The 20,353-nt window shown below is 69.1% G+C and carries 15 protein-coding genes and 2 tRNA genes; 2 read left to right on the forward strand and 15 right to left on the reverse strand.

The window, feature by feature from the left end; genetic code table 11:
• Positions 1-146: 146 nt before the first annotated feature.
• From AB0912_RS00830 to AB0912_RS00890, 13 genes are all read right to left on the reverse strand, one after another.
• Positions 147-1,826, reverse strand: a complete 1,680-nt coding sequence (locus AB0912_RS00830; protein ID WP_366695293.1) for an MFS transporter — start codon at positions 1,824-1,826, stop codon at positions 147-149.
• Positions 1,827-1,975: 149 nt separating this feature from the next.
• Entirely contained in the window at positions 1,976-4,405 is a 2,430-nt protein-coding gene (locus tag AB0912_RS00835) for a glycosyltransferase family 39 protein (RefSeq protein ID WP_366695295.1), read from the reverse strand.
• Positions 4,402-6,009: a bifunctional glycosyltransferase family 2/GtrA family protein gene (locus AB0912_RS00840; protein WP_366695297.1), complete on the reverse strand. Its 1,608-nt coding sequence runs from the start codon at positions 6,007-6,009 to the stop codon at positions 4,402-4,404. The genes AB0912_RS00835 and AB0912_RS00840 overlap by 4 nt, the downstream gene beginning before the upstream one ends.
• A gap of 13 nt (positions 6,010-6,022) precedes the next feature.
• A complete protein-coding gene (locus AB0912_RS00845) occupies positions 6,023-7,624 on the reverse strand; it encodes a HAMP domain-containing sensor histidine kinase (RefSeq protein ID WP_366695299.1) in 1,602 nt (533 codons plus the stop codon).
• A complete protein-coding gene (locus AB0912_RS00850) occupies positions 7,621-8,361 on the reverse strand; it encodes a response regulator transcription factor (protein ID WP_366695301.1) in 741 nt (246 codons plus the stop codon). Before AB0912_RS00850 ends, AB0912_RS00845 begins: the two co-directional genes overlap by 4 nt.
• A gap of 189 nt (positions 8,362-8,550) precedes the next feature.
• Positions 8,551-9,381: an amidohydrolase family protein gene (locus tag AB0912_RS00855; protein WP_366695690.1), complete on the reverse strand. Its 831-nt coding sequence runs from the start codon at positions 9,379-9,381 to the stop codon at positions 8,551-8,553.
• A gap of 311 nt (positions 9,382-9,692) precedes the next feature.
• Complete coding sequence (locus tag AB0912_RS00860) at positions 9,693-10,568, reverse strand: DUF2797 domain-containing protein (protein ID WP_366695303.1); 876 nt, start codon at positions 10,566-10,568, stop codon at positions 9,693-9,695.
• Between the two features lie 303 nt (positions 10,569-10,871).
• Entirely contained in the window at positions 10,872-11,522 is a 651-nt protein-coding gene (locus AB0912_RS00865) for a hypothetical protein (RefSeq protein WP_366695305.1), read from the reverse strand.
• Positions 11,523-11,594: 72 nt separating this feature from the next.
• Positions 11,595-13,154, reverse strand: coding sequence for a class I SAM-dependent DNA methyltransferase (locus AB0912_RS00870; protein ID WP_366695307.1), 1,560 nt, complete (start codon positions 13,152-13,154; stop codon positions 11,595-11,597).
• Complete coding sequence (locus AB0912_RS00875) at positions 13,151-14,677, reverse strand: restriction endonuclease subunit S (RefSeq protein ID WP_366695692.1); 1,527 nt, start codon at positions 14,675-14,677, stop codon at positions 13,151-13,153. The genes AB0912_RS00870 and AB0912_RS00875 overlap by 4 nt, the downstream gene beginning before the upstream one ends.
• A gap of 14 nt (positions 14,678-14,691) precedes the next feature.
• Positions 14,692-18,255, reverse strand: coding sequence for a DEAD/DEAH box helicase family protein (locus tag AB0912_RS00880; protein WP_366695309.1), 3,564 nt, complete (start codon positions 18,253-18,255; stop codon positions 14,692-14,694).
• A 100-nt stretch (positions 18,256-18,355) separates the two neighbouring features.
• Positions 18,356-18,826 (reverse strand): NUDIX domain-containing protein, encoded by a 471-nt coding sequence (locus AB0912_RS00885; RefSeq protein WP_366695311.1) that lies wholly within the window; start codon positions 18,824-18,826, stop codon positions 18,356-18,358.
• Between the two features lie 2 nt (positions 18,827-18,828).
• Complete coding sequence (locus AB0912_RS00890) at positions 18,829-19,011, reverse strand: hypothetical protein (RefSeq protein ID WP_366695313.1); 183 nt, start codon at positions 19,009-19,011, stop codon at positions 18,829-18,831.
• Here AB0912_RS00890 and AB0912_RS00895 point away from each other — a divergent pair.
• The gene (locus AB0912_RS00895; protein ID WP_366695694.1) at positions 18,925-19,254 is read left to right on the forward strand and encodes a tyrosine-type recombinase/integrase; all 330 of its coding nucleotides are present in this window, start codon (positions 18,925-18,927) and stop codon (positions 19,252-19,254) included. The genes AB0912_RS00890 and AB0912_RS00895 overlap by 87 nt on opposite strands.
• Positions 19,255-19,271: 17 nt before the next feature.
• Positions 19,272-19,538 carry a tyrosine-type recombinase/integrase gene (locus AB0912_RS00900; RefSeq protein ID WP_366695696.1) on the forward strand — a complete coding sequence of 89 codons (267 nt, stop codon included), beginning with the start codon at positions 19,272-19,274 and terminating at the stop codon, positions 19,536-19,538.
• 102 nt (positions 19,539-19,640) lie between these two features.
• Here the strand turns inward: AB0912_RS00900 and AB0912_RS00905 are convergent.
• Positions 19,641-19,713, reverse strand: a tRNA-Arg gene (locus AB0912_RS00905).
• A gap of 238 nt (positions 19,714-19,951) precedes the next feature.
• Positions 19,952-20,042: transfer RNA gene (locus AB0912_RS00910), tRNA-Ser, on the reverse strand.
• Positions 20,043-20,353 lie beyond the last annotated feature (311 nt).

Raw genomic sequence — 20,353 nt, forward strand, 5'->3', positions numbered from 1 at the left:
CTCGGAACTCGAACCCCGGGACGTCTCTGTCCGAAGTGTCCTCCGGACCGCCGCCAAAACACCCCCGCTGAAACACCCGGCGCGAAAGCGCCCAGCGGGAAGGCGCCGGCCGCGCACGCGCCCCGCGCGTCGACCCCGTGCGCCCCTCACGCGGGAACCGCCACCGCCGAGTCTGCCCTCTCCGCCCGGCGCAGCAACCCGGCCGCGAGCAGTCCGCCGAGCAGGACGGCGGCGGCCCCGACCAACTGGCTGGTCTCCAGGCCCGAGGAGAACGCGTTGGTGATCCGACCGCGCTCCTCGGCCGACCCGGCGGAGGCGAGCGCGGCCGGCAGCGAGACGGCGGCCACCGGCACCAGCGCCGCGAACCGCGCGTTGAGCACCGCCCCGAGCACGGCCACGCCCAGCCCGTTGCCGAACTCGGCGAGCGTGCCGTTGATCCCGGCGCCGACCCCGGCCTTCTCCCTCGGGATGGCGCTCATGATGGCCTGTGCCATGGCGGGGTTGGCCAGCGCGCACCCCGCGCCGATGAGCAGCAGCCCGGCGAGCGTCCCGGCGTAGCCGTGGCCGGTGAGCGTGGCGATCGACACCAGTCCCGCCGACATCAGCGTCATGCCGGCCGCTATGGACCGGGGCGTGCCGAGCCGCGCGGTCCAGCGGGCCGACAGTCCGGAGAAGTTCAGGGCCACGACGGCGAGCGCGAGCGGCGCGGTCCGCAGGCCCGCCTCCAACGGCCCGTATCCGAGCACGAACTGAAGGTGCTGGGTCAGCAGGAACAGCGCGCCGCCCATCCCGAACGTGATGAGCACGGCACCGGCGACGGCTCCGGTGAACCGCCGGTTCCGGAAGAACTGGAGGTCGAGCATGGGGTACGGGACCCGGCTCTCCCAGACCGCGAAGGCGCCGAGGACGAGCACCGCGAGCGCGGCCGTGCCCAGCACCCGCGCCGACGTCCAGCCGTCCTCGGGCCCCGAGATGATCGCGAAGACCAGCGCGGTCATCCCGACCGTGGACAGCAGGGCGCCGACCAAGTCCGGCCGGTCGGCCCGCCTCGGCGCCCCCAGGGTGCCTGGGGTGCTGGGGGTGCCTGGAGTGCCAGAGCTGCCAGGGGTGCCAGAGGCGCCAGGGGTTCCGGGAGCGCCGGTGCCGGGGGTTTGGACGGTGCCGGGGTCGGCGGCGAGGCGCGGCGCGGCCTTCGACTCGGGGACGAGGGCGATCACCGCGACGAGGCCGAGCGCCGCCACGGGCAGGTTGATCAGGAAGATCGCGCCCCACCAGAAGTGGTTCAGCACGAATCCGCCGAGCAGCGGCCCCGCCGCGAAGCCGACCGCGTTGACCGCGCTCCAGATGCCGATCGCCTTCGGGTGCTCGTCCGGGGTGAAGATCTGCATCACGACGGCGAGGGTGGTGGTGAGCAGCAGCGCCCCGCCCACGCCCATCCCGGCCCGCGCAGCGATCAACTGCCCGGTGGAGTCCGCGAGTCCGGCCACCAGCGAGCCCACCCCGAACAGCACGAGCCCGCCGACCAGCAGCTTCTTGCGGCCGTACCGGTCGGCCGCGCTGCCCGCGGTGAGCAGCAGTCCCGACTGGACCAGGGAGTAGGCGTTGATCATCCACTGGATGTCGGATGTCGCCGCCCCGAGTTCCCGGGTGAGGGAGGGGATGGCGACGTTCAGGACGGTGTTGTCGAGCAGCACGGTGAGCTGGGCCAGACAGATGACCCCGAGAATCAGCCAGCGCTGGGGGTGCCCGGAGGGATCAAGCCGCTCTGAGGGATGGGGCTGCCCGGAGGGATGGGGGTGCCCGGAGGGAGGGGACGACGGTGCCATGCCATACACCGTAGAACAGCTCCCGTACGGCGTACGGCGCGGCGGTGGCCCGGAGCACGTTCACTCCGGACCACCGCCTGCCGTCGGCCTACGCGCCGCCTGCCTACGTGCTGCCTGCCTACGGCTTGCCTGCCTACGTACTGCCTGCCTCAGCTCGTACCCGTCCGCTGCGTGAGGTCGTAGAACGTGGCCGAACCGACCGTCACCTTCTTGAAGTTGGCGGTGACCCAGGAGCTGATCCGCGACGAGGTCGAGGAGGTTCCGCCGCCGCCCATGCCTCCGCCCATACCGCCGCCGGAGATGAAGTAGTGGATCTTCCCGTCGGTCACGTACTTCTTGAACTGGGCCAGGGTCGGCGACGGGTCGGTGCCGTTGAAGCCGCCGATCGCCATCACCGGCTTGCCCGTCGCGAGCTGGTAACTCGCCGAGTTCTGGGAGCCGATCGCCGCCGCGGCCCAGGTGTAGTCACCGGCGTTCTCCGACAGCAGCTTCTTGGCCGCGGAGCTGACGTTCGCCCCGTTCAGCAGGCCGCCCGCGCCGCCGCCCATGCCGCCCTCCCCGGGGCCACCGCCGGGCATACCGCCCCGCTGGTTCCCGCCCCGGGTACCGCCGTTGCCCTGCGTGTTCCCGTTGCCCTGCGTGTTCCCGTTGCCCTGTTGGTTCTGGCCGGGGAAGCCGCCGGTGCCGCCCGTGGGGGGCTGCCCCGTGCCGCCGCCGGGCTGACCGTTCTGGTTCCCGCCCTGGGTTCCGCCGAGGAAGCCGCCCCGCATGCCACCGCCACCGCCGCCGGGACCGCCCATCATGCTCGCCCCGGCCGGGCCCGCCGTCACGATGGAGCCCGAGTGCCCGGTGTTCACGGTGGAGAGCGTGTACGCCGCCGGGCCCGCGACCGACGCCAGCAGGCCGAGCCCCGCCGCCGTGAGGGCCAGACGGCGGCCGAGGCGGGTCACGAAGATCAGGCCGAACGCGCCGGCCAGACCGCCGACGAGGACCAGCCACTTGAGCCAGGGCAGGTAGTCGGAGGTGCGGTTGAGCAGGACGTATCCCCAGGCGGCGGACGCGGTGACCGCGCCGGCCAGGGTGAGCGAGGGCCACACCTTGCCGCGCTCCTCCCACAGCACGGTCGCGCCCATGCCGACCAGGGCCGCGATGTAGGGGGCGAGGGCCACCGTGTAGTACTGGTGGAAGATGCCAGCCATGTAGCTGAAGACGAGCGTGGTCATCAGCAGGGCGCCGCCCCAGGCGAGGAACGAGGCGCGGGTCAGGTCCGTTCGCCCGGCCTTCCGGGTGAGGACGACGCCCGCCACCAGCAGGATCAGGGCCGCCGGGAGCAGCCAGGAGATCTGGCCGCCGATCTCGGAGTTGAACATCCGGTCCCAGCCGGTCTCGCCCCACTGCCCGGTCCCGCCACCGCCGGCCCCACCGCCGCCACCGCCGACGCTGCCGGTCTCGTCGCCGTTGATGCGGCCGAGGCCGTTGTAGCCGAAGGTCAGCTCCAGGAACGAGTTGTTCTGCGAGCCGCCGATGTACGGGCGCGAGGACGCCGGCCACAGCTCGACGATCGCCACCCACCAGCCGCCCGCGACGAGCATCGCCCCGGCCGCGAGGCCGATCTGCGCGAACCGCTTCCGCACACCGACCGGCGCGCACACCGCGTACAGCACGGCCAGCGGCGGCAGGATCAGAAACGCCTGGAGCGTCTTGGCGAGGAACGCGAAGCCGACCGCGACGCCCGCCCACACCAGCCACTTCGTCCGGCCGTCCTCCAGTCCCCGGAGCACGCAGTAGACGGTGACGGTCATGAGCAGCGCGAGCATCGCGTCCGGGTTGTTGAACCGGAACATCAGCGCGGCCACCGGGGTGAGCGCGAGCACCGCGCCCGCGATCAGCCCGGCGGCCGGACTGAACCGGCGGCGCAGGGCCGCGTACAGGACGCCGACCGTGGCCACGCCCATCAGCACCTCGGGGACGAGGATCGCCCACGAGCTGAGCCCGAAGACCCGCACGGACAGCGCCATCGGCCACAGCGAGGCCGGGGGCTTGTCGACGGTGATGGCGTTGGCCGAGTCGAGCGAGCCGAAGAAGAACGCCTTCCAGCTCTGGCTGCCCGCCTGGACGGCCGCGGAGTAGAAGGAGTTGGCGTATCCGGAGGCGCTGAGGCCGTACAGGTAGAGCACAGTGGTGGCGAGCAGCAGGCCGAGGAACGCGGGGCGCGCCCAGCGCGGGTCCTCCGGCCTGCCCCGCCAGGCCCGGCGGAGCGACGGCCGCGCGGGCTCACCGGCCCCGGGCGCGAGCTGCGGGGAGACTCCGGGCTCGGCTCCGGGCGCGAGCTGCGGCGAGACTCCGGGCTCGGCTCCGGGCCGGACCGGCTCCGCCGGGTGCGCGGTGTCGGGCGGTCCCCAGGCGGGGGCGGACTCTGCGGCGGGGGCGGCTTGTCCGGCGGGGGCGGGCTCACTGGCGGGGGCGGGCTCACTGGCGGGGGCGGGCTCTCCGGCGGGGGCGGGCTCTCCGGCGGGCCGGGCGTGCGCGGGCCGGCCGCCCCCGGCGCGGTTCCTGCTCGTGTCGGGCTGCGTCGTCATCGCGCGTTCCTCGGGTCGTGGTGGTCGGAATGGCCGTGGTGATCGGAATGGCCGTGGTAGTCGGAATGGCCGTGATGGTCGCGGTCGGGGTGGTCGGAATGGCCGTGATGGTCGCGGTCGGGGTGGTCGTGGTGGTCGCGGTCGGGGTGGTCCACCGCGTGGGCGGCGTAGGGACCGGGCTGCTGCGAGGCCCCCACCGGCGCCGACGCCGATACCGACGCCGATACCGCCGCCGATCCCGATGTGGCTACCGCTGCCGGTACCGATCCCCGTGTCGGTGTCGGCGCCGGAGCGGACACTGCCGGCGATACCGACACCGATACCGACGCCGGTGTCGATCCGGACGTGGACGCCGCCGGCTCGTCACGCCGGTCCGGGAAGACCCAGGCGCGGAAGAGCAGGAAGCGCAGGACGGTCGCCGCGAGGTTGGCGGCGATCAGGACCGCCAGTTCGGCGGAGTGCGCGGGATCGCTCGTCGCCGTGTTCAGGGCGGCGAGGGACCCGCTGGTCAGGGCGAGGCCGATGCCGAAGACGACCAGCCCCTGCGCCTGGTGCCGGACGGCCCCGCCCCGGCCCCGGACCCCGAAGGTCAGCCGCCGGTTGGCCGCCGTGTTGGCGACCGCGGAGACGAGCAGCGCCAGCGCGTTGGCGACCTGGGACCCGGAGAAGGAACGGAAGCCGCTGTAGAGCAGCAGGTAGAAGAGCGTGGACAGCCCGCCCACGACACAGAAGCCGACGAGCTGCCGGGCCAACCCCTTGGGCACGTCGGTGAGTTCACGGTCGCGTGGGTCGTCACCGAACGGCCGGGCGAGCCGGTCCAGCGAGAGCGACCCGGTGGCCAGGGCGCGCCCCACCCGCCACACCCCCTTCAGATCGTCCGTCGCGGTCCGGACGATGTGGACGGTCGAGTCCGGGTCGTCGACCCAGTCGACCGGCACCTCGTGGATGCGCAGCCCGGCCCGCTCGGCCAGCACCAGCATCTCGGTGTCGAAGAACCAGCCGGAGTCCTCGACCAGCGGCAGCAGCACCTGCGCGACATCCCGGCGGATCGCCTTGAACCCGCACTGCGCGTCCGAGAACCGCGCCTGGAGCGAGCCGCGCAGGATCAGGTTGTAGGAGCGGCTGATGAACTCCCGCTTGGCACCGCGCACCACCCGCGACGAGCGGGCCAGCCGCGAGCCGATCGCGAGATCCGAGTGGCCGGAGATCAGCGGCGCCACCAGCGGCAGCAGGGCGTTCAGGTCGGTGGACAGGTCCACGTCCATGTACGCGAGGACCGGCGCGTCGGACGCCGACCACACGGTCCGCAGCGCCCGGCCGCGGCCCTTCTGCTCCAGCCGGCGGGAGACGACCTCCGGGAGCCGGGCCGCCAGCCGCGCCGCCACCCTCGGGGTGCTGTCCGTCGACGCGTTGTCCGCGACCGTGATGCGGAACGCGTACGGGAAGGTGCGCTGGAGATGCTCGTGGAGTCTGAGCACACAGGGCTGGAGGTCCTTCTCCTCGTTGTAGACGGGGATCACTACGTCCAGGACAGGCGTGCCGGCGGCTGTGGCCGGGAGATGCTCCCGCGCCGGCAGGTTGCCGGGAGAAGAGTCGGTTCGCATGGAACGACTCTCGTCACGCGCCCTGTCGCGCCCATGTGGTGGCGCTGTGCTGTGCCTGTGAGTGCTGTTGCCCCGGGGTTTCCGGGCTGTGCACGGGCAGGTGCAGGGTGAACACGGTCCTGCCGGGCACGCTGTCCACGGTCACCGCGCCGCCGTGCGCGGCGGCCACGGCCTGCACGATCGCGAGCCCGAGCCCGGTCGAGCCGGAGGCACGGGACCGCGAGGAGTCGCCGCGCGCGAACCGTTCGAAGACCCGGGGCAGCAGTTCGGCCGGGATGCCGGGCCCGTCGTCCTGGACGTCCACGCACAGCCACGGCCCGTGCCGGTGGACGCGGGCGGTGACGGTGGTCCCCGCCGGGGTGTGCGTCCGGGCGTTCGCGAACAGGTTGACCATGACCTGTTGCAGCCGTGCGGCGTCCGCCGCCACCAGCGCGGGTTCCTCGGGCAGTTCGAGCCGCCAGTCGTGATCCCGCCCGGCCGCCCGCGCGTCGCTCACGGCATCGATCACCAGCGGTACGAGGTCGGTCTGCTCGTACTGGAGGGGCCGCCCGGCGTCGAGGCGGGCGAGGAGCAGCAGGTCCTCCACGAGCAGGGTCATCCGCCCGGCCTCGGACTCGATCCGCCCGAGCGCGTGCCGGGTGTCGGGGCCGGTCTCCTCGCGTCCGCGCCGGGTCAGTTCGGCGTAGCCGCGGATGGAGGCGAGCGGGGTGCGCAGTTCGTGACTGGCGTCCGCGACGAACTGCCGTACGCGCGTCTCGCTCTGCTGGCGCGCGTGCAGGGCGCCGTGCACGTGGTCGAGCATCCGGTTGAGCGCGGCGCCGACCTGTCCGACCTCGGTGTGCGGATCGGACTCGGACTCCGGGACCCGCTCGTAGAGCGTCACCTCCCCGGTGTGCAGGGGCAGTTCGGAGACGCGGGTGGCGGTGGCGGCGACCCTGCGCAGGGGGCGGAGGGCGAGGGTGACGATGGCCGCGCCGGCGAGGGAGGCGGCGACGAGACCCGCGCCGGTCACGCTGATCTCGACGTAGATCAGGGTGGTGAGGGTGTCGGTGACGTCCTTGGTCGGCAGGGCCACGTAGAAGGCGCCGTTGCGGCCGCTCTGGTACCGCACCTGGTACTCGCCGCGCCCCGGAATCCGTACGGTGTGCGCCTTGCCGTCCTTCGCGACGGCGCCGAGGGCGGCCAACTGGTCGCTGTCGAGGCTGACTTGGGTGGGCTGCTCGGCGCCGCTCGAGTCCTTCTTGCCGACGCTCACGACACCCTTGGCGACCTCGCCGTTCCTCACGATGGCGCCGATGGCGCCGATGCCCTGGCCGCGGGTGACGAAGTCCAGGGGGTCCTTGACGAGGCCGTCGCCGGGCGGCGGACGCAAGGTGCCGCTCCCACCGCCCGGCAGGTCGCCGCCCACCGGGCCGCCGGCCGCGCGCATCGCCACCTCGGCCACGTTGTCGTCGACCTGGTGGTACAGATACGAGCGCAGCGCGATCGTGGTCACCGTGCCGATCACCGCGCACACGACCGCGATCAGCGCGACGGACGCGACGACGAGCCGCGTCCGCAGAGTGCGCGGCTGTCCTCGCCTCATCTGCGTCCGCGGCCGTCGTCGTCCGCTCATGACGCGGCGGGTTTGATCAGATAGCCGGCCCCGCGCCGGGTGTGGATCATCGGCTCGCGCCCGGCGTCGATCTTCCGGCGCAGATACGAGATGTACAGCTCGACCACGTTGGCCTGGCCGCCGAAGTCGTAGGACCAGACGCGGTCGAGGATCTGCGCCTTGCTCAGCACCCGGCGCGGATTGCGCATCAGGAACCGCAGCAGCTCGAACTCGGTCGCGGTGAGATGGATGTTGGCACCGCCCCGGGAGACCTCGTGGCTGTCCTCGTCGAGGGTGAGGTCGCCGACGACGAGCACGGACTCGGAGCGGCGGTCCGAGGCGCCCGCGCGCCGGATGAGTCCGCGCAGCCGGGCCACGACCTCTTCGAGGCTGAACGGCTTGGTGACGTAGTCGTCGCCGCCCGCGGTGAGCCCGGCGATCCGGTCCTCGACCGCGTCCTTCGCCGTCAGGAACAGCACGGGGACGTCGGGCAGGTCGCGGCGGAGCCGGCCGAGCACGGCCAGGCCGTCCATGTCCGGCAGCATCATGTCGAGGACGACGGCGTCGGGCCGGAACTCGCGCGCGGCCTGCACCGCGCCCGTCCCGTCGCCGGCGCTGCGGATCTGCCAGCCCTCGTAGCGCAGGGCCATGGACAGCAGCTCGGTGATCGACAGCTCGTCGTCCACCACCAGCACGCGGACGGGGCTCCCGTCCGGCCTCAGCAGTTCGGTGCGCCCCTGGGGCGAGGTCGTGGTCATAGCGGACACCTTGCTCGGCGCCGCTGAGAACGGCCTTTCGACAACCTGTGATTTATCTGAGAAACGCACAGCCGCCTCTCAGGAAACTCCGGGGATTCTCCTGTGCGCCTCTTACCTGCGGGGTTCCCCTCTCTCCTCTTACTTGCGGGGTTCCCCTCTCTCCTCGCCGTCACAGGTCTCTCCTCCCCGTCACAGGCGGAACAGCCGCGCCCCGTTCCGATAACAGACCGCGCGGAGCCAGTCGTCACCGAGCCCGAGCCGCTCCAGCGCGCGCAGTTGGTGGAGGTAGGGGTACGGGATGTTGGGGAAGTCGGTGCCGAGCAGGACCCGGTCGCCGAGGTCGGCGAGGCGGGGCAGCAGCCCGGCGGGAAAGGGCGCGAGCCGCTCGCTGAAGTCCGTGAACGCCATCGTCGTGTCGAGCCGCACCTCGCCGTACCGCTCGGCGAGGTGGAGGAAGTCCTCGTACTCGGGCATGCCCAGGTGCGCGATGACCAGGCGCAGCCGGGGGTGGCGGGCGAGGACACCGGCGACCGGAGCGGGCCCGGTGTGCTTGCCGGGCGAGGGCCCCGACCCGCAGTGGATGACGACGGGGATACCGGCCTCGGCGAGCAGTCCCCAGACCGGGTCGAGGAGTTCGTCCCCCGGGTCGTACGCCCCCACCTGCACATGCGCCTTGAAGACCCGCGCGCCCGCCTCGACCGCCTCGCGCACGTACCGGTCGACGCCCGGCTCGGGGAAGAAGGTCGAGGTGTGCAGGCAGTCCGGGGTGCGGCGGGCGAAGCCTACGGCCCAGGAGTTGAGCCACTCGGCCATGCCGGCCTTGTGCGGGTAGAGCATCGCGGTGAAGGCCCGCACCCCGAACTCCCTTACCAACGCCAGCCGTTCGGCCTCGTCGGCACGGTAGGTGATGGGCCACTCGACCCCGCCGGTCAGCTCCCCGACCCGGTCGAAGTAGTCCCAGACCTTGCGGAGCACCCGGTCAGGCATGAAGTGCGTGTGGACGTCGACGAGGCCGGGCAGCCCGAGCCCTTCCCAGAAGGCACGGACGGAGGCGGCTTCACCGGAACCACCGGGCTCACCGGACTCGTATAGCTCACCGGGCTCGCATGGCTCACCGGACTCGTATGGCCCACCAGCCTCGAAAGGCTCACCGGGCTCGTATGACCCACCAGCCTCGTACGGCCCACCAGGCTCGTAGGGCTCATCAGGCTCGTGGGGGTGATCGCGATCGCTCATGACGGCCACTTTCCGTCTGTCGGCCCCTGGCCGTCCAGCACGGTGACCCGAACAGCCAAGCCAAACCGGCGTACGAACCTCCCCGCCCCCTCTCCTCAGAAGAGACCGTCCTGCACCCCCGACCCGACGGGCGACTCCCGTACGGGAAAGCCGCGCGGCCCGCGGTCCTCCGCGACGCCGGTCAGCTCCCAGCCGGTGAGCAGCCGGGTGTCGAGGACGAGCACGCCGCGAGCGGTGGCGAGGTGGAGGTCAGGTCCGGCGGCACCGCACAGCTCACCGCTGATCGCCCCGCCGGCGGCCAGCCCGGTGACAACTCCCTGGGCGGGAGGCATGCCGTCGAGCCCGAACACGCCGGTGTGGTCGACGGGTTGGAAGGGCTCGCGCCGAAGGGACTCGGGCCAGTTGTCGAGGAGTCCGGCGCGGGCGTGCAGCTCCCGGATCTCGGCGACGCGCTCCTCGGGCCCGGGCAGGGCGGCCCGCACGGCGCGCTTGTCGGCGTACGGGACGCGGTCGGGGACCCGGAGGGCGGCGCGCAGCAGCTCCTCGGTGCGGCGGGCCGCCATCAAGGGCCCCTGCCCCAGCCAGCTGAAGGTGACGGCGCCCTGCTCCAGGAGCCGTACGGCACCGCGCTCGACGCGCGTGATCCCGACCTTCACCATGCCGGGCCCGAACCAGGCCAGATACACGTGGTAGGGCCGGGGGTCGTCGGCCATGGTGTCGGCGGCCACCGAGTGCGCCCGGTCGAGGCGGGCGCAGTCCTCACAGCGGGCGCCCGTACTCCGGGCGGAGACGGCGGCCCGCACGGCACACGCGTTCCCCCTGGCTCCGACGCACGTCCGCACACCCCCGTCCACGACTCCGAAGGCCACCCGCCGCCCCCGGACCAGCGGACTCTCCCGCCCCCCACCCCAAACGAGCACGGGCCCGCCCCCGGCCCACCGCAACCCCGCACACACCCACACCTGCCGCACCCCACCGACAGTAGAGCCCCCCACTGACATCACGGCCCCGGCCCAACAACCCCAACGAGAGAAAGCCAAAGGCCCCGCCGGTCTGACCGGCGGGGCCTTTGATCAATGTGCACTCGGCAGGATTCGAACCTGCAACCTTCTGATCCGTAGGATCGGGCAGCCCGCCTTGAGGAGTCCCAACTACCGCCAACCCCGGTCGTCGAGGTTAGCGATCATGTGCACCTGTGTGCCGTCGTTGCCGTCAGAGCTGCCGTCAGCTCCGAACGGTGGCGTTGCCGCAATGACGGTGCCTGAGAGGTCGACTCATCCCAGCACGGTGGCAATGGCGAGGGCGATTCGCTCGATCCAGTCGATCGCGTCGGTAACGTCGGCGTCGGAGATGGGGCGGCGACGCTTGAGGTCGCCGCCCAGCAAGTCCGCGTCGTGGGCGATCCTGTTGCGGCGATCAGTGATCGAGTTGTACTTCTGCTTCAGTGTCTGCGCGTTCATGGACGTACGGCCGTGGTTCCACTCGTTGAGCTGGACGGCGGCCTTGGCCCAGATGTCCTCTTCCGTCACCAGCTTCAGCGCCTCGCTGATCTTGCGAGGGTTCTGCAGTGCCGCGTTGCCCCACTTCGCCTTGACGTGCTCAGAGACGGCGTCGGCGAGCGTGGTGGTACCGCGCCGGACCTCCTCCACCTTGACCAGGGGCAGCTCAAACTTCGTCAGTTGGTAGGGCATCTCGGGGCTGTCTTCGCCGGCCAGCTCGGCCACGCGCCGGTACAACTCCTCATGGAACCAGTGGTCGATGGCACTGACGGCCTGCACCCAGGCGGCCCGATAAAAGTCGCCGATGTCGATGACCGGAGACTGGAAGGCCGCCAGGCTCTGACCCGCCAAGATCATCTTCCGGGCGTATTCAAGATTGGTCAGGAACGCCCGGAACTCGCGTGTCTGAGGCTGTGCGGCCGACATGGAACTCCCCGTCTCGCTGGTCTGAGAAATCAGGATTCCTGCGGGACGGGAGAGGGGCAACCCGGTTGTGGATCAACCACTCTCAGTTGGCTCAATCGCGTCGGTGTCGGCCGAGACCTCACCACCAAGGGCCTCCGCGATGGCCGCGAACTCGCTCAGGGCAGCCTGCAAGTCCTCGACAATCTCTTGGGCGATCACCTCGGGCGGCAGAAGGCTGTCGGCGTCGTCGAGCGCCGGGTCCTTCATCCAGGTGATGTCGAGACTCACCTTGTCGCGGGCAATGAGCTCGTCGTAGTCGAAGGATTTGAAACGCTCGGACTCCACCCGCGCGCTGCGCGGCTTGCCGGGCAGGTACGCCTCGACGAACTCGTCCAGGGCCGCGCGAGTCAGTGGGTGTTGCTTCAGGGTGAAGTGTTTGGCGGTACGGAAGTCATAGACCCAGAGCTTCGAGGTGTTATGGGCGCCCCCACTGCGGGGAGGCTTCTTCTCGAAGAACAAAACATTGGCCTTGACACCGCCCGCGTAGAAGATGCCGGTGGGCAGGCGCAGGATCGTGTGCAGGTCGAACTCATCGAGCAAGCGGCGGCGCACCTTCTCTCCCGCACCACCTTCGAAAAGCACGTTGTCCGGCAGGACGACAGCCGCACGGCCGTTCATCTCCAGTTGCGACATGATGTGCTGGAGGAAGTTGAGCTGCTTGTTGGTCGTGGTGGCGCGGAAGTCGTCCCGCTCGTACGAGATGTCTTCTCTCTCGGCCTTGCCGTCCGTACCGACGATCGTGATCGCGGACTTCTTACCGAAGGGCGGGTTGGCGAGTACGAGTGACGCATGGCGGTTGGGCTTGTCGGCAAGAGCGTCACCCACGGTGATGAGGGACTTCCCGTCGGCGTCACCGATGCCGTGCAACAGCATGTTCATGGCGGCCAGGCGGGCAGTGCCAGTGACCAGCTCATTGCCCCAGATCTTGCCGGACCCGAGTTCGAGACGCTGCTCCCGTGACAAGTGCTGCATGTGGTGCTTGCGGATGTAGCTGTGCGCCGCGATCAGGAAGCCGCCGGTACCGCAGGCGGGGTCGGTGATGGTGTCCTCGGGCCTCGGCTGCATCACGTCGACCATGGCGTCGATGAGCGCGCGGGGCGTGAAGTACTGGCCAGCACCCGTCTTGGTGTCCTCGGCGCCCTTGGCAAGCAGACCCTCGTAAGCGTCGCCCTTAAGGTCCGTCCCCTGGATCGTCCAGTCCTCCTTGCCGATCAGGTCGACGACCAGCTTTTCAAGCAGGGCGGGCTCGGTGATGCGGTTCTGAGACTTGGCGAAGATCGTGCCGAGGGTGGTTCCGGGGTTCTTGGCGAGCTCTTCGAGAGTCTTACGGTAGTGGACTTCGAGGTCGATACCCTTGAGACGGGCGAGGGACTGCCAGTCGTACGCAGCGGGTACGACGGTCTTGGCCTCTTGCTCCGTGAAGGGATCGGAGGCGATCTCGTCGGCCATCTTAAGGAAAAGCAGGTACGAGAGCTGCTCGACGTACTCGATGGTGCTTAGGCCGTTATCCCGGAGGACATTGCAGTAGTTCCAAAGCTTGGCGACCAGTCTGTTGGTCTGCGCGTGCGCCAGGGCGGGGGGTGCGGGGGTCACAGCGGAAGCTCCTGCTGAACGGCGTTGGCGGGGGAGGTCGTTGTGGATGCGGGGGGCGGGGGCGGTGCGTCTGGGGTGACCGTCCTGCGGGGGCGGCGAACGGCCCGCTTTGGCTTGTCGCCCTGGGCCTCGCGCTCGGCGCGGACGCGGTCGAGAAGGACTGTGGCGGGCTCGTCGGCGGGGTCCTGGGGGACGAGGCGGCCCGTGAATGCACGCTGCAACGCTGCGCTCCGAAGGCGGCCTGATCGTCTCAGAGTGATTTCGCTGGCAGCGACAAGACGCATGGCTCCTGTCGCGGCGGCATCTACTGCCTCAAGCGTCTCGCGCTGTACATCCAAAGGTGGGATCGGCACAGGAAGCTGGCTGAGGGTCTCTGCGCTGAGGTTGTACTGGCCGGCTGACGAGGCCGCATACTTTTCGATTGCTCGACGCCAAAGCGGGCTTTGCGTTACCAACTGAACCCAGCGCGGTTCTACAATACCTGGTGTGAGTCGGAATCTGATTAGGTACGACGCAAAAGCGTAGGGCAACGATTTCTCTACAACTCCCACTCGGCCAATTAGGCTCGGACTCCCATTGGTGCGCACGAACAAAAGATCTCCAGGATCAAGGGAGAATCTAGTCAGGTCGAGACTGGGATCCACTGCGTTCTTAATGTCGGACAGATCAATCGATCCGCCCTGCACATTCGGAATGCGCAGAACTGGATAGCCGGGAGCGTGGTAGTCACACTTCGTGGACGTGCCGTACCCGGATGCGTGGGACAATGTCCCCAAGCTGACGGTCGTCCAATTATCCGGAAGGGTATATCCGGGCATACTGGCGCAGCGTACAGGTTTCCAACGCCGAGTGGCCAGTGAGCTGCTGGCTTCTTGAATGAAAGCCTCGTCTACAACTTCATCAGGATGCACGGGGCGACTAAAGCCGCCGGACACTGCGCGGCCATACAGGCCTGAAATAAAGCGCTGAGCCTTCACTTGGGCCAAGGTCATGCTGATGACGCCTGCGTCGAGGCGGGAGAGGTGGGTTTCGAGCGCTTCGACGATGCGGTGCTGCTCCGCCAGCGGCGGCAGTAGGACGGGCACTTCGCGAAGACGCTGCTGCGGCAGGTGCTTGATGGTGCTGCCTGTCGCGAGCTCGGCGAGCCCTCCAGTCCTAGCCAGGTACTCCAAATAGTGTCGCAAGTATCGGACCGTTAGGGCGACACCGGGGCGAATGCGATGAAGGGCCTTCTGGAAGGCCATGTATCCCGAGCCGCCATGCCAGATGGCGCAACGACCGACCTCCCCTCCCTCGCAGACAAGCAAGTCGTCGGGCTGGAGGGCGAAGAAATCCTGTTCCTGTGGCGGGATTTCCATTGTAAGTACATCATCGATCTCGATTCGACCCCACTGAACATTGATGTTCCGCAGGTATGGAACCAGGTGTTGCCCGGTCGATTTCGCCTTGTCGAGCATCTTCCCCAGGGTCGTATCAGCCAATTCTCCCAGCAGAGCAATGGCCCACCCCGCCGGAAGCTCCACTTCACTCAACCCGCTCAAGCCAACTCTCGATTCAGCTCACTCAACAAGGACCGAACATCCCGCCCCGGAAACGCGTGGGCAAACCCCCGCCCTCCGCCTTTCCCTTTAAAAGGCTCGGCATTGAACTCCGCCGGGCTGATCCCGACGTCGCTCGCCACCACGTCCCTTACGGACCGCAGCCACCACAGTTGCTCCTCCGAGAATTCCGCCCCCGCCTGCCGTTGCTTGAGCAGCCATCCCTCGAAGCGCTCCTCCACAGTCTCACGGTAAGGCCGCAGTTCCTCGTCCACCCCAAGCTCGTACCGTATGAGCGAGATCAGATCAGGGACGCCCGCCTCCCGGCTGCCATCGGAGTGGACCGCCGCGCCCAGGTCCTCGTAGTAAGTCCACAGGGCCTGCGGCGTCCACGCGTATTGCGGACGGCGGATCTCCAGTGCCAGTTCCTTCAGCGCGGCGTACGCCTCCGCAGGGGAAACGGACCGGGGGCTTGTTAGGGCGATGCTGACCGCCGCGATGCGGTCACGCTCGTCTTTCAGTAGCTGGCTCCAGCGGCCGACCTGCTCCCGGGCCCGCTCCTCGCGCGGGATCTCGTCGAGGTCCGTCACCTCGACGGCCGTGAACTCGTCGAAAAGGTAGTCCTTGTCCCGCCGGATCTCGATGATGTGCCGCCGAAGATCGGGATACTCCGTGAGCGGAGCGATCGCGTCCTCCACGAGCCGCCTGGCCGCCGCCTGGCCGCCCTGCTCCAGCGCCCGCTCCTGCCGGTCCGGGTCCACCGCCTGCACGATGGCACCCGCGATCTCCGACAGAGTGCGGCCGCCCGAGGCGCGCGTCAGTTGCTCGCGCTCCTCCTCCGTCAACTGCTGGTTGAGCCGCGCCAGCCGCCCCGCCAGGATCTCGGCCTCACTCGCGCTGATCGACTTCGTACCGGCCTTGTCCAGCAGCTTCGCCAGCGAGACCTGCCGCTCGCCGGCGGGTACCAGGGGCTTGGCGTCCACCAGCGGGGAGTCCGTAACGCCGACCGCGTCTACAAGTACGAACCGGTCCTTACGGACCGAGGCGTCCGCGTCCGGAGTGACCTCCTGGAGCTCAGTCGCGTCGATGGTGCGGGCGCCGCGGCCCTTCATCTGCTCGAAGAGGACGGCGCTGCGCACCTCGCGCAGGAAGATCACACATTCCAGGGCCTTCACGTCCGTACCGGTCGCGATCATGTCGACGGTGACGGCGACCCGCATCCGCGGTGAGGTCCGCAGCGCGCGAATCAGCTCGTCCGGATCCTCGCCGGCCTGGCGGCTCTTGTACGTGATCTTCTTTGCGAAGTCGTCGCCGCGCCCGAAGACCTCCTTGACCTGGGCGAGGACATCTTCCGCATGGTCCTCCCCGACCGCGAAGATCAGGGTCTTCGGAAGCTCGGTCCGACCGGGGAACCAGCGCCGCCAGTTGTCCCGATACGCGGTGAGCACCGCCCGGATCTCGTCCACCGTCACCACCGAGCGGCCGATCTGCCCGGTCGTGTAGGTGAAGTCGTCGTCCAACTCTTGGTAGCGCTGCCGTCGCGTCTTGCGGTCCTTGACCCGCACCGTCGTACCCGACTCGATGGTCGCGGCGCCCTTCTCGCGCAGGTCGGTCCGCATACGTACGACGTCGAAGTCGACGTTCACGCCGTCCGCGACGGCCTGCGGATAGGTGTACTCGGAGACCAGATTGCGGCCGAAGAAGCCGAGGGTCTGGAGTGTGGGGGTGGCGGTCAGGCCGACCAGGTGTGCGTCGAAGTACTCCAGCACGCCCCGCCACAGGCCGTAGATCGAGCGGTGACACTCGTCCACGATGATCAGGTCGAAGGACTCGATCGGAACCTTCGGGTTGTAGGAGACCTCGATAGGCAGGTCCGTCGCGTACGTGTCCTCGTACGCCGTGCTGTCCGATGCCTCGTCCGCCTGCTCGTCATCAACGAGGGTCTCCCCGCGCAGCAGCGAGTACATCTTCTGGATCGTGCAGATGACCACCGACGAGGTGTCCTGGAGGCCCGCCGCCCCGAGCCGGTCGATGTTGTAGATGTCGGACAGCTTGCGGCCGTCGTCCGGTGTCGTGAACTTGCGGAACTCGTCGTACGCCTGTCTGCCCAGGTTGTTGCGGTCGACGAGGAACAGGACCCGGCGCGCCTTGGCGTGCTTGAGCAGCCGGTAGGTCTGTGCCACGGCGGTAAAGGTCTTACCCGCGCCCGTCGCCATCTGGATCAGTGCACGCGACCGATCCTCTCCAAGGGACTTCTCCAGACCGCTGATGGCATCGATCTGGGCGAGACGCAGCCCGTTTGGCTCCAGCACGGGCAGTCGACGCAGGGCGGCTCGGAAGGTAGGGGCGGCCGGCGTTTCGTCGGCGCGACGCATCCAGGCGGCCACGGTCTCGGGGCGTTGGAAGTGGAACACCTCGCGGGAGCGGGCCTCGGGGTCGAGGCGGTTGATGAAATATGTCTCGGTGCCGGTCGTCGCATAGCGGAACGCGAACGGCTCCGGCTCCCGCCAGACGGCGAGCCGGTGCTCCTTGAGAACACCGGCCGCGTACCGGTCGTTCTGCTCCACGGCGCTGGAGAGGTGATCGCCCTCCCGCTTGGCTTCGATCACACCGACGATCCTGCCGTCGACATACAGGACGTAGTCCGCGCGGCCGGTGGCCAGCGTGAACTCACGTACAGCCACGCCCTGGTTCTCGCCCGGGTTGACCTGGTCGCGGTCCTGGACGACCCATCCGGCCGCGTGCAGCATTTCGTCGATCGCTTCGCGGGCCTGCACCTCGTTGAGTGCGGCGGGCCGCTGGGCACGGTGGATGATCGCTTCGCGCCGCTTGGCGTCGACCGTGCGCGGCTCCCTGCGAGCGGCCTCGTACTTCGTCTGCTGGGCGGCGCGCAGCTCTTCGATTTGCGTGCTCAACTGCTCGACCCGTGCGAGCAGTTCGGTCTTGTTGGCGTCGGCGCTGGCGATCAGGTTCTCGGCCTCGGCCCGCGCCCTGCGCTCGGCTTCCAGCGCGTCGTCGGCCTCGGCAAGCCGCATGCGGGCCTGTGTGAGCGCCTGGCGGTGGCCGTTGAGGGCCTCGCGCAGCTCGGCAAGCTCGGCCGGATCCGTGATCTGAGCGCTGTCACCGGGGTCCGTGGGCGGCACGAACTCGGCGACGGTCCGCCGGCCGTCGATGGCGTCGTGGAACCAGAGGCCGAGCCGGTAGCAGATCCGTACGGCGGCCAGGGCCCGCGCCGTGTCGAAGAGGTGGCTGTGGGCGGCCTTGTTCCGGTCGCGGCGCAGCCGGTCGAAGTCGTCACGGATCTCCGGAACGAGGACTCCGGCCCTGGTCAGAGCAGTCAGCCGGTCGATCTGCCGGTCGCCCTCGATCCGTATCCCGATACGGGCGACCAGTTCCTCGGCGAGGACCTCGCCGAACTGGCCCGCCTGGACCAGGGAGGAATTGGGGTTCGTGAACACGGTCGCTTCGGCGGAAGCCCCATACAAGCAGAGCAGCGGCTGGTGCTGATACAGCAACCCGAAGTTGGGTGAGCCCTTCGCGAAGTCGCGAAGCCGGTCGTCCATGCTGCCCTACCCCCGCTATCCCGCCTTACCAAGGTGGCCCTAGCTTACGCAGGGGCATGTGGGGCGGGCTGAATATCGTCGGAGATCTATACCTACGAGGTCAGCCGAGATAGGGCTGCTCACGGTGCTCCAAGAAGTGACGGATCCGGAGGCGCTGCGTGTGGTGCATCGGTAGCTGATCGATCTCCTTCGGCTGAACGAACCGCAGCTCCGTGGACTCGTCCGAGATCGCGAGCTGGCCCCCGACCACGCGGGCGGTGAAGCAGACGTTGAACTGCCTGCGCACCTCACCGTCCGAGTAGGCGATGACGTGGCGAGGGTCGGTGTACGTGCCCACGAGCCCGGTGATCTCTACGTCCAGTCCGGTCTCTTCCTTCACCTCGCGGACGGCCGCTCCCGGGAGTGAGTCGGTCATCTCCATGCCGCCACCTGGCAGCGCCCATAGATCGTTGTCCCGGCGGCGCTGAAGGAGAATTTGCCCATCCTCGTCGGTGACCACGGCGGACGCGGCGACCACCAGGCTGTTCGGCTCGGGTACCGCTGGGTCGTCGTAGTACTCGGTTCGCGCCATGGTCACCCTTCTCGTATCGGCGTCGCGGTTTCCCACACCGCGTCGCGCTCACTGCCAAGGAAGGGCGTCAGCTCCTGGCGGCGGCCCGTGACAACCGACTGTGGGCCGTCTACGAGCTGGCGGTCCGTGTCGGCCTGCGTCGGGGTGAGCTGCTGGGGCTGCGCTGGTCGGACGTGGATCTTCATGAAGGCGTCCTCACCGTCCGGCAAGCCCTACAGCGGGTCGGCGGCGAACTGCTGATCGTCGCGCCGAAGACTCAGCGCTCGGCCCGCCGTGTCGCCCTGCCGGCCGAGTGCGTGACCGCGCTCCGCGCCCAGCGCGCCCAGCAGATAGCGGACCGGAAGGCCGCCGGTACCAACTGGAAGGGGACGGGTCAGGGCCTCGTCTTCACCACGAAGAACGGGACCCCATCGAGCCGCGCAACCTGAATCGGTCCTTCGAGGCCCTGTCCGCCCGCGCCGGCGTGCGCAGGGTCCGCTTCCACGACCTGCGCCACACCTGTGCGTCCCTGCTCCACGAACAGGGCGCCGACGCCCGAATGATCATGGAAGTCCTGGGCCACAGCTCCATCCGCGTGACCATGGACATCTACACGTTCGTACGGCTCGACTCCCAGCGCTCCGCCTTCGACCGCGTCGGGGATGCACTGAGGGGTGACGGCAACGATCCGGGTGATGACGACGGCACGGCGGGCATCCCGGTAGCCGTCTGATCGACCCCACTTCCGCCCGCTGAGGCGGTTGCCGTCAAACATCGCCGTCAAGACAAAAGCCAGAGGCCCCGTGGATCACTCCACGGGGCCTCTGAACTGCTGTGCACTCGGCAGGATTCGAACCTGCAACCTTCTGATCCGTAGTCAGATGCTCTATCCGTTAAGCTACGAGTGCTTGTTTTTTTGTTCTTCCGTCTTCAGCTTCCCGGGCTTTTCCCCCGCTCGCGGCGACAGGAAGAACATTACATGACTGCCGCCGCCATGTGAAATCCGTTTGCCTCACCCCTTGTGAGCTGCGAAAACACGGTTCTGGGGGGGTCGGGGAGGGGTCGCCCCGGTGACCGGGGAGCGACGGAGCCTCGGGCGCAACGACGAAGCCCCGGTCCAGTGGACCGGGGCCTCGGATCTTCGTGCGGAGGCGGAGGGATTTGAACCCTCGATGGGATGTAAGTCCCAAACCGCATTAGCAGTGCGGCGCCATAGACCGGACTAGGCGACGCCTCCCGCACAACCGCTCACGCGAGCGCGAGTGGTGCGTGCAGATGATGACACAGACGAGCACCGCGTCACCAATCGCACCCCACGGTACTAGGCAGGCACGCCGGAGGGCAAAGCCCGCCACCAGCACGTCACCGGCACCGCACCAGCACCGCACCGGCAGGTCACGGGCACCGCACCCGGCACGTCACCAGCGCCGCACGGGCATCCGGGCGGCACGCGACCCGCGCCGCCTCGGCACACGTTCGGCATCCGCTCGGCACGCGACGGGAGCCCTCACCGGCAGGCGAGCGGTACGCGACCGTCACCGCCACCCG

Source organism: Streptomyces sp. NPDC007084 (assembly GCF_040703595.1).
GTDB lineage: Bacteria > Actinomycetota > Actinomycetes > Streptomycetales > Streptomycetaceae > Streptomyces.

Bases quoted from the DNA above. Each gene is read 5' to 3' on its own strand.
- AB0912_RS00865 (WP_366695305.1), bottom strand. From the start codon at position 11,522: ATGTCGGCCGCACAGCCTCAGACACGCGAGTTCCGGGCGTTCCTGACC.
- AB0912_RS00885 (WP_366695311.1), bottom strand. From the start codon at position 18,826: ATGGCGCGAACCGAGTACTACGACGACCCAGCGGTACCCGAGCCGAAC.
- AB0912_RS00850 (WP_366695301.1), bottom strand. From the start codon at position 8,361: ATGACCACGACCTCGCCCCAGGGGCGCACCGAACTGCTGAGGCCGGAC.
- AB0912_RS00840 (WP_366695297.1), bottom strand. From the start codon at position 6,009: ATGCGAACCGACTCTTCTCCCGGCAACCTGCCGGCGCGGGAGCATCTC.
- AB0912_RS00845 (WP_366695299.1), bottom strand. From the start codon at position 7,624: ATGAGCGGACGACGACGGCCGCGGACGCAGATGAGGCGAGGACAGCCG.
- AB0912_RS00880 (WP_366695309.1), bottom strand. From the start codon at position 18,255: ATGGACGACCGGCTTCGCGACTTCGCGAAGGGCTCACCCAACTTCGGG.
- AB0912_RS00890 (WP_366695313.1), bottom strand. From the start codon at position 19,011: ATGAAGATCCACGTCCGACCAGCGCAGCCCCAGCAGCTCACCCCGACG.
- AB0912_RS00830 (WP_366695293.1), bottom strand. From the start codon at position 1,826: ATGGCACCGTCGTCCCCTCCCTCCGGGCACCCCCATCCCTCCGGGCAG.
- AB0912_RS00835 (WP_366695295.1), bottom strand. From the start codon at position 4,405: ATGACGACGCAGCCCGACACGAGCAGGAACCGCGCCGGGGGCGGCCGG.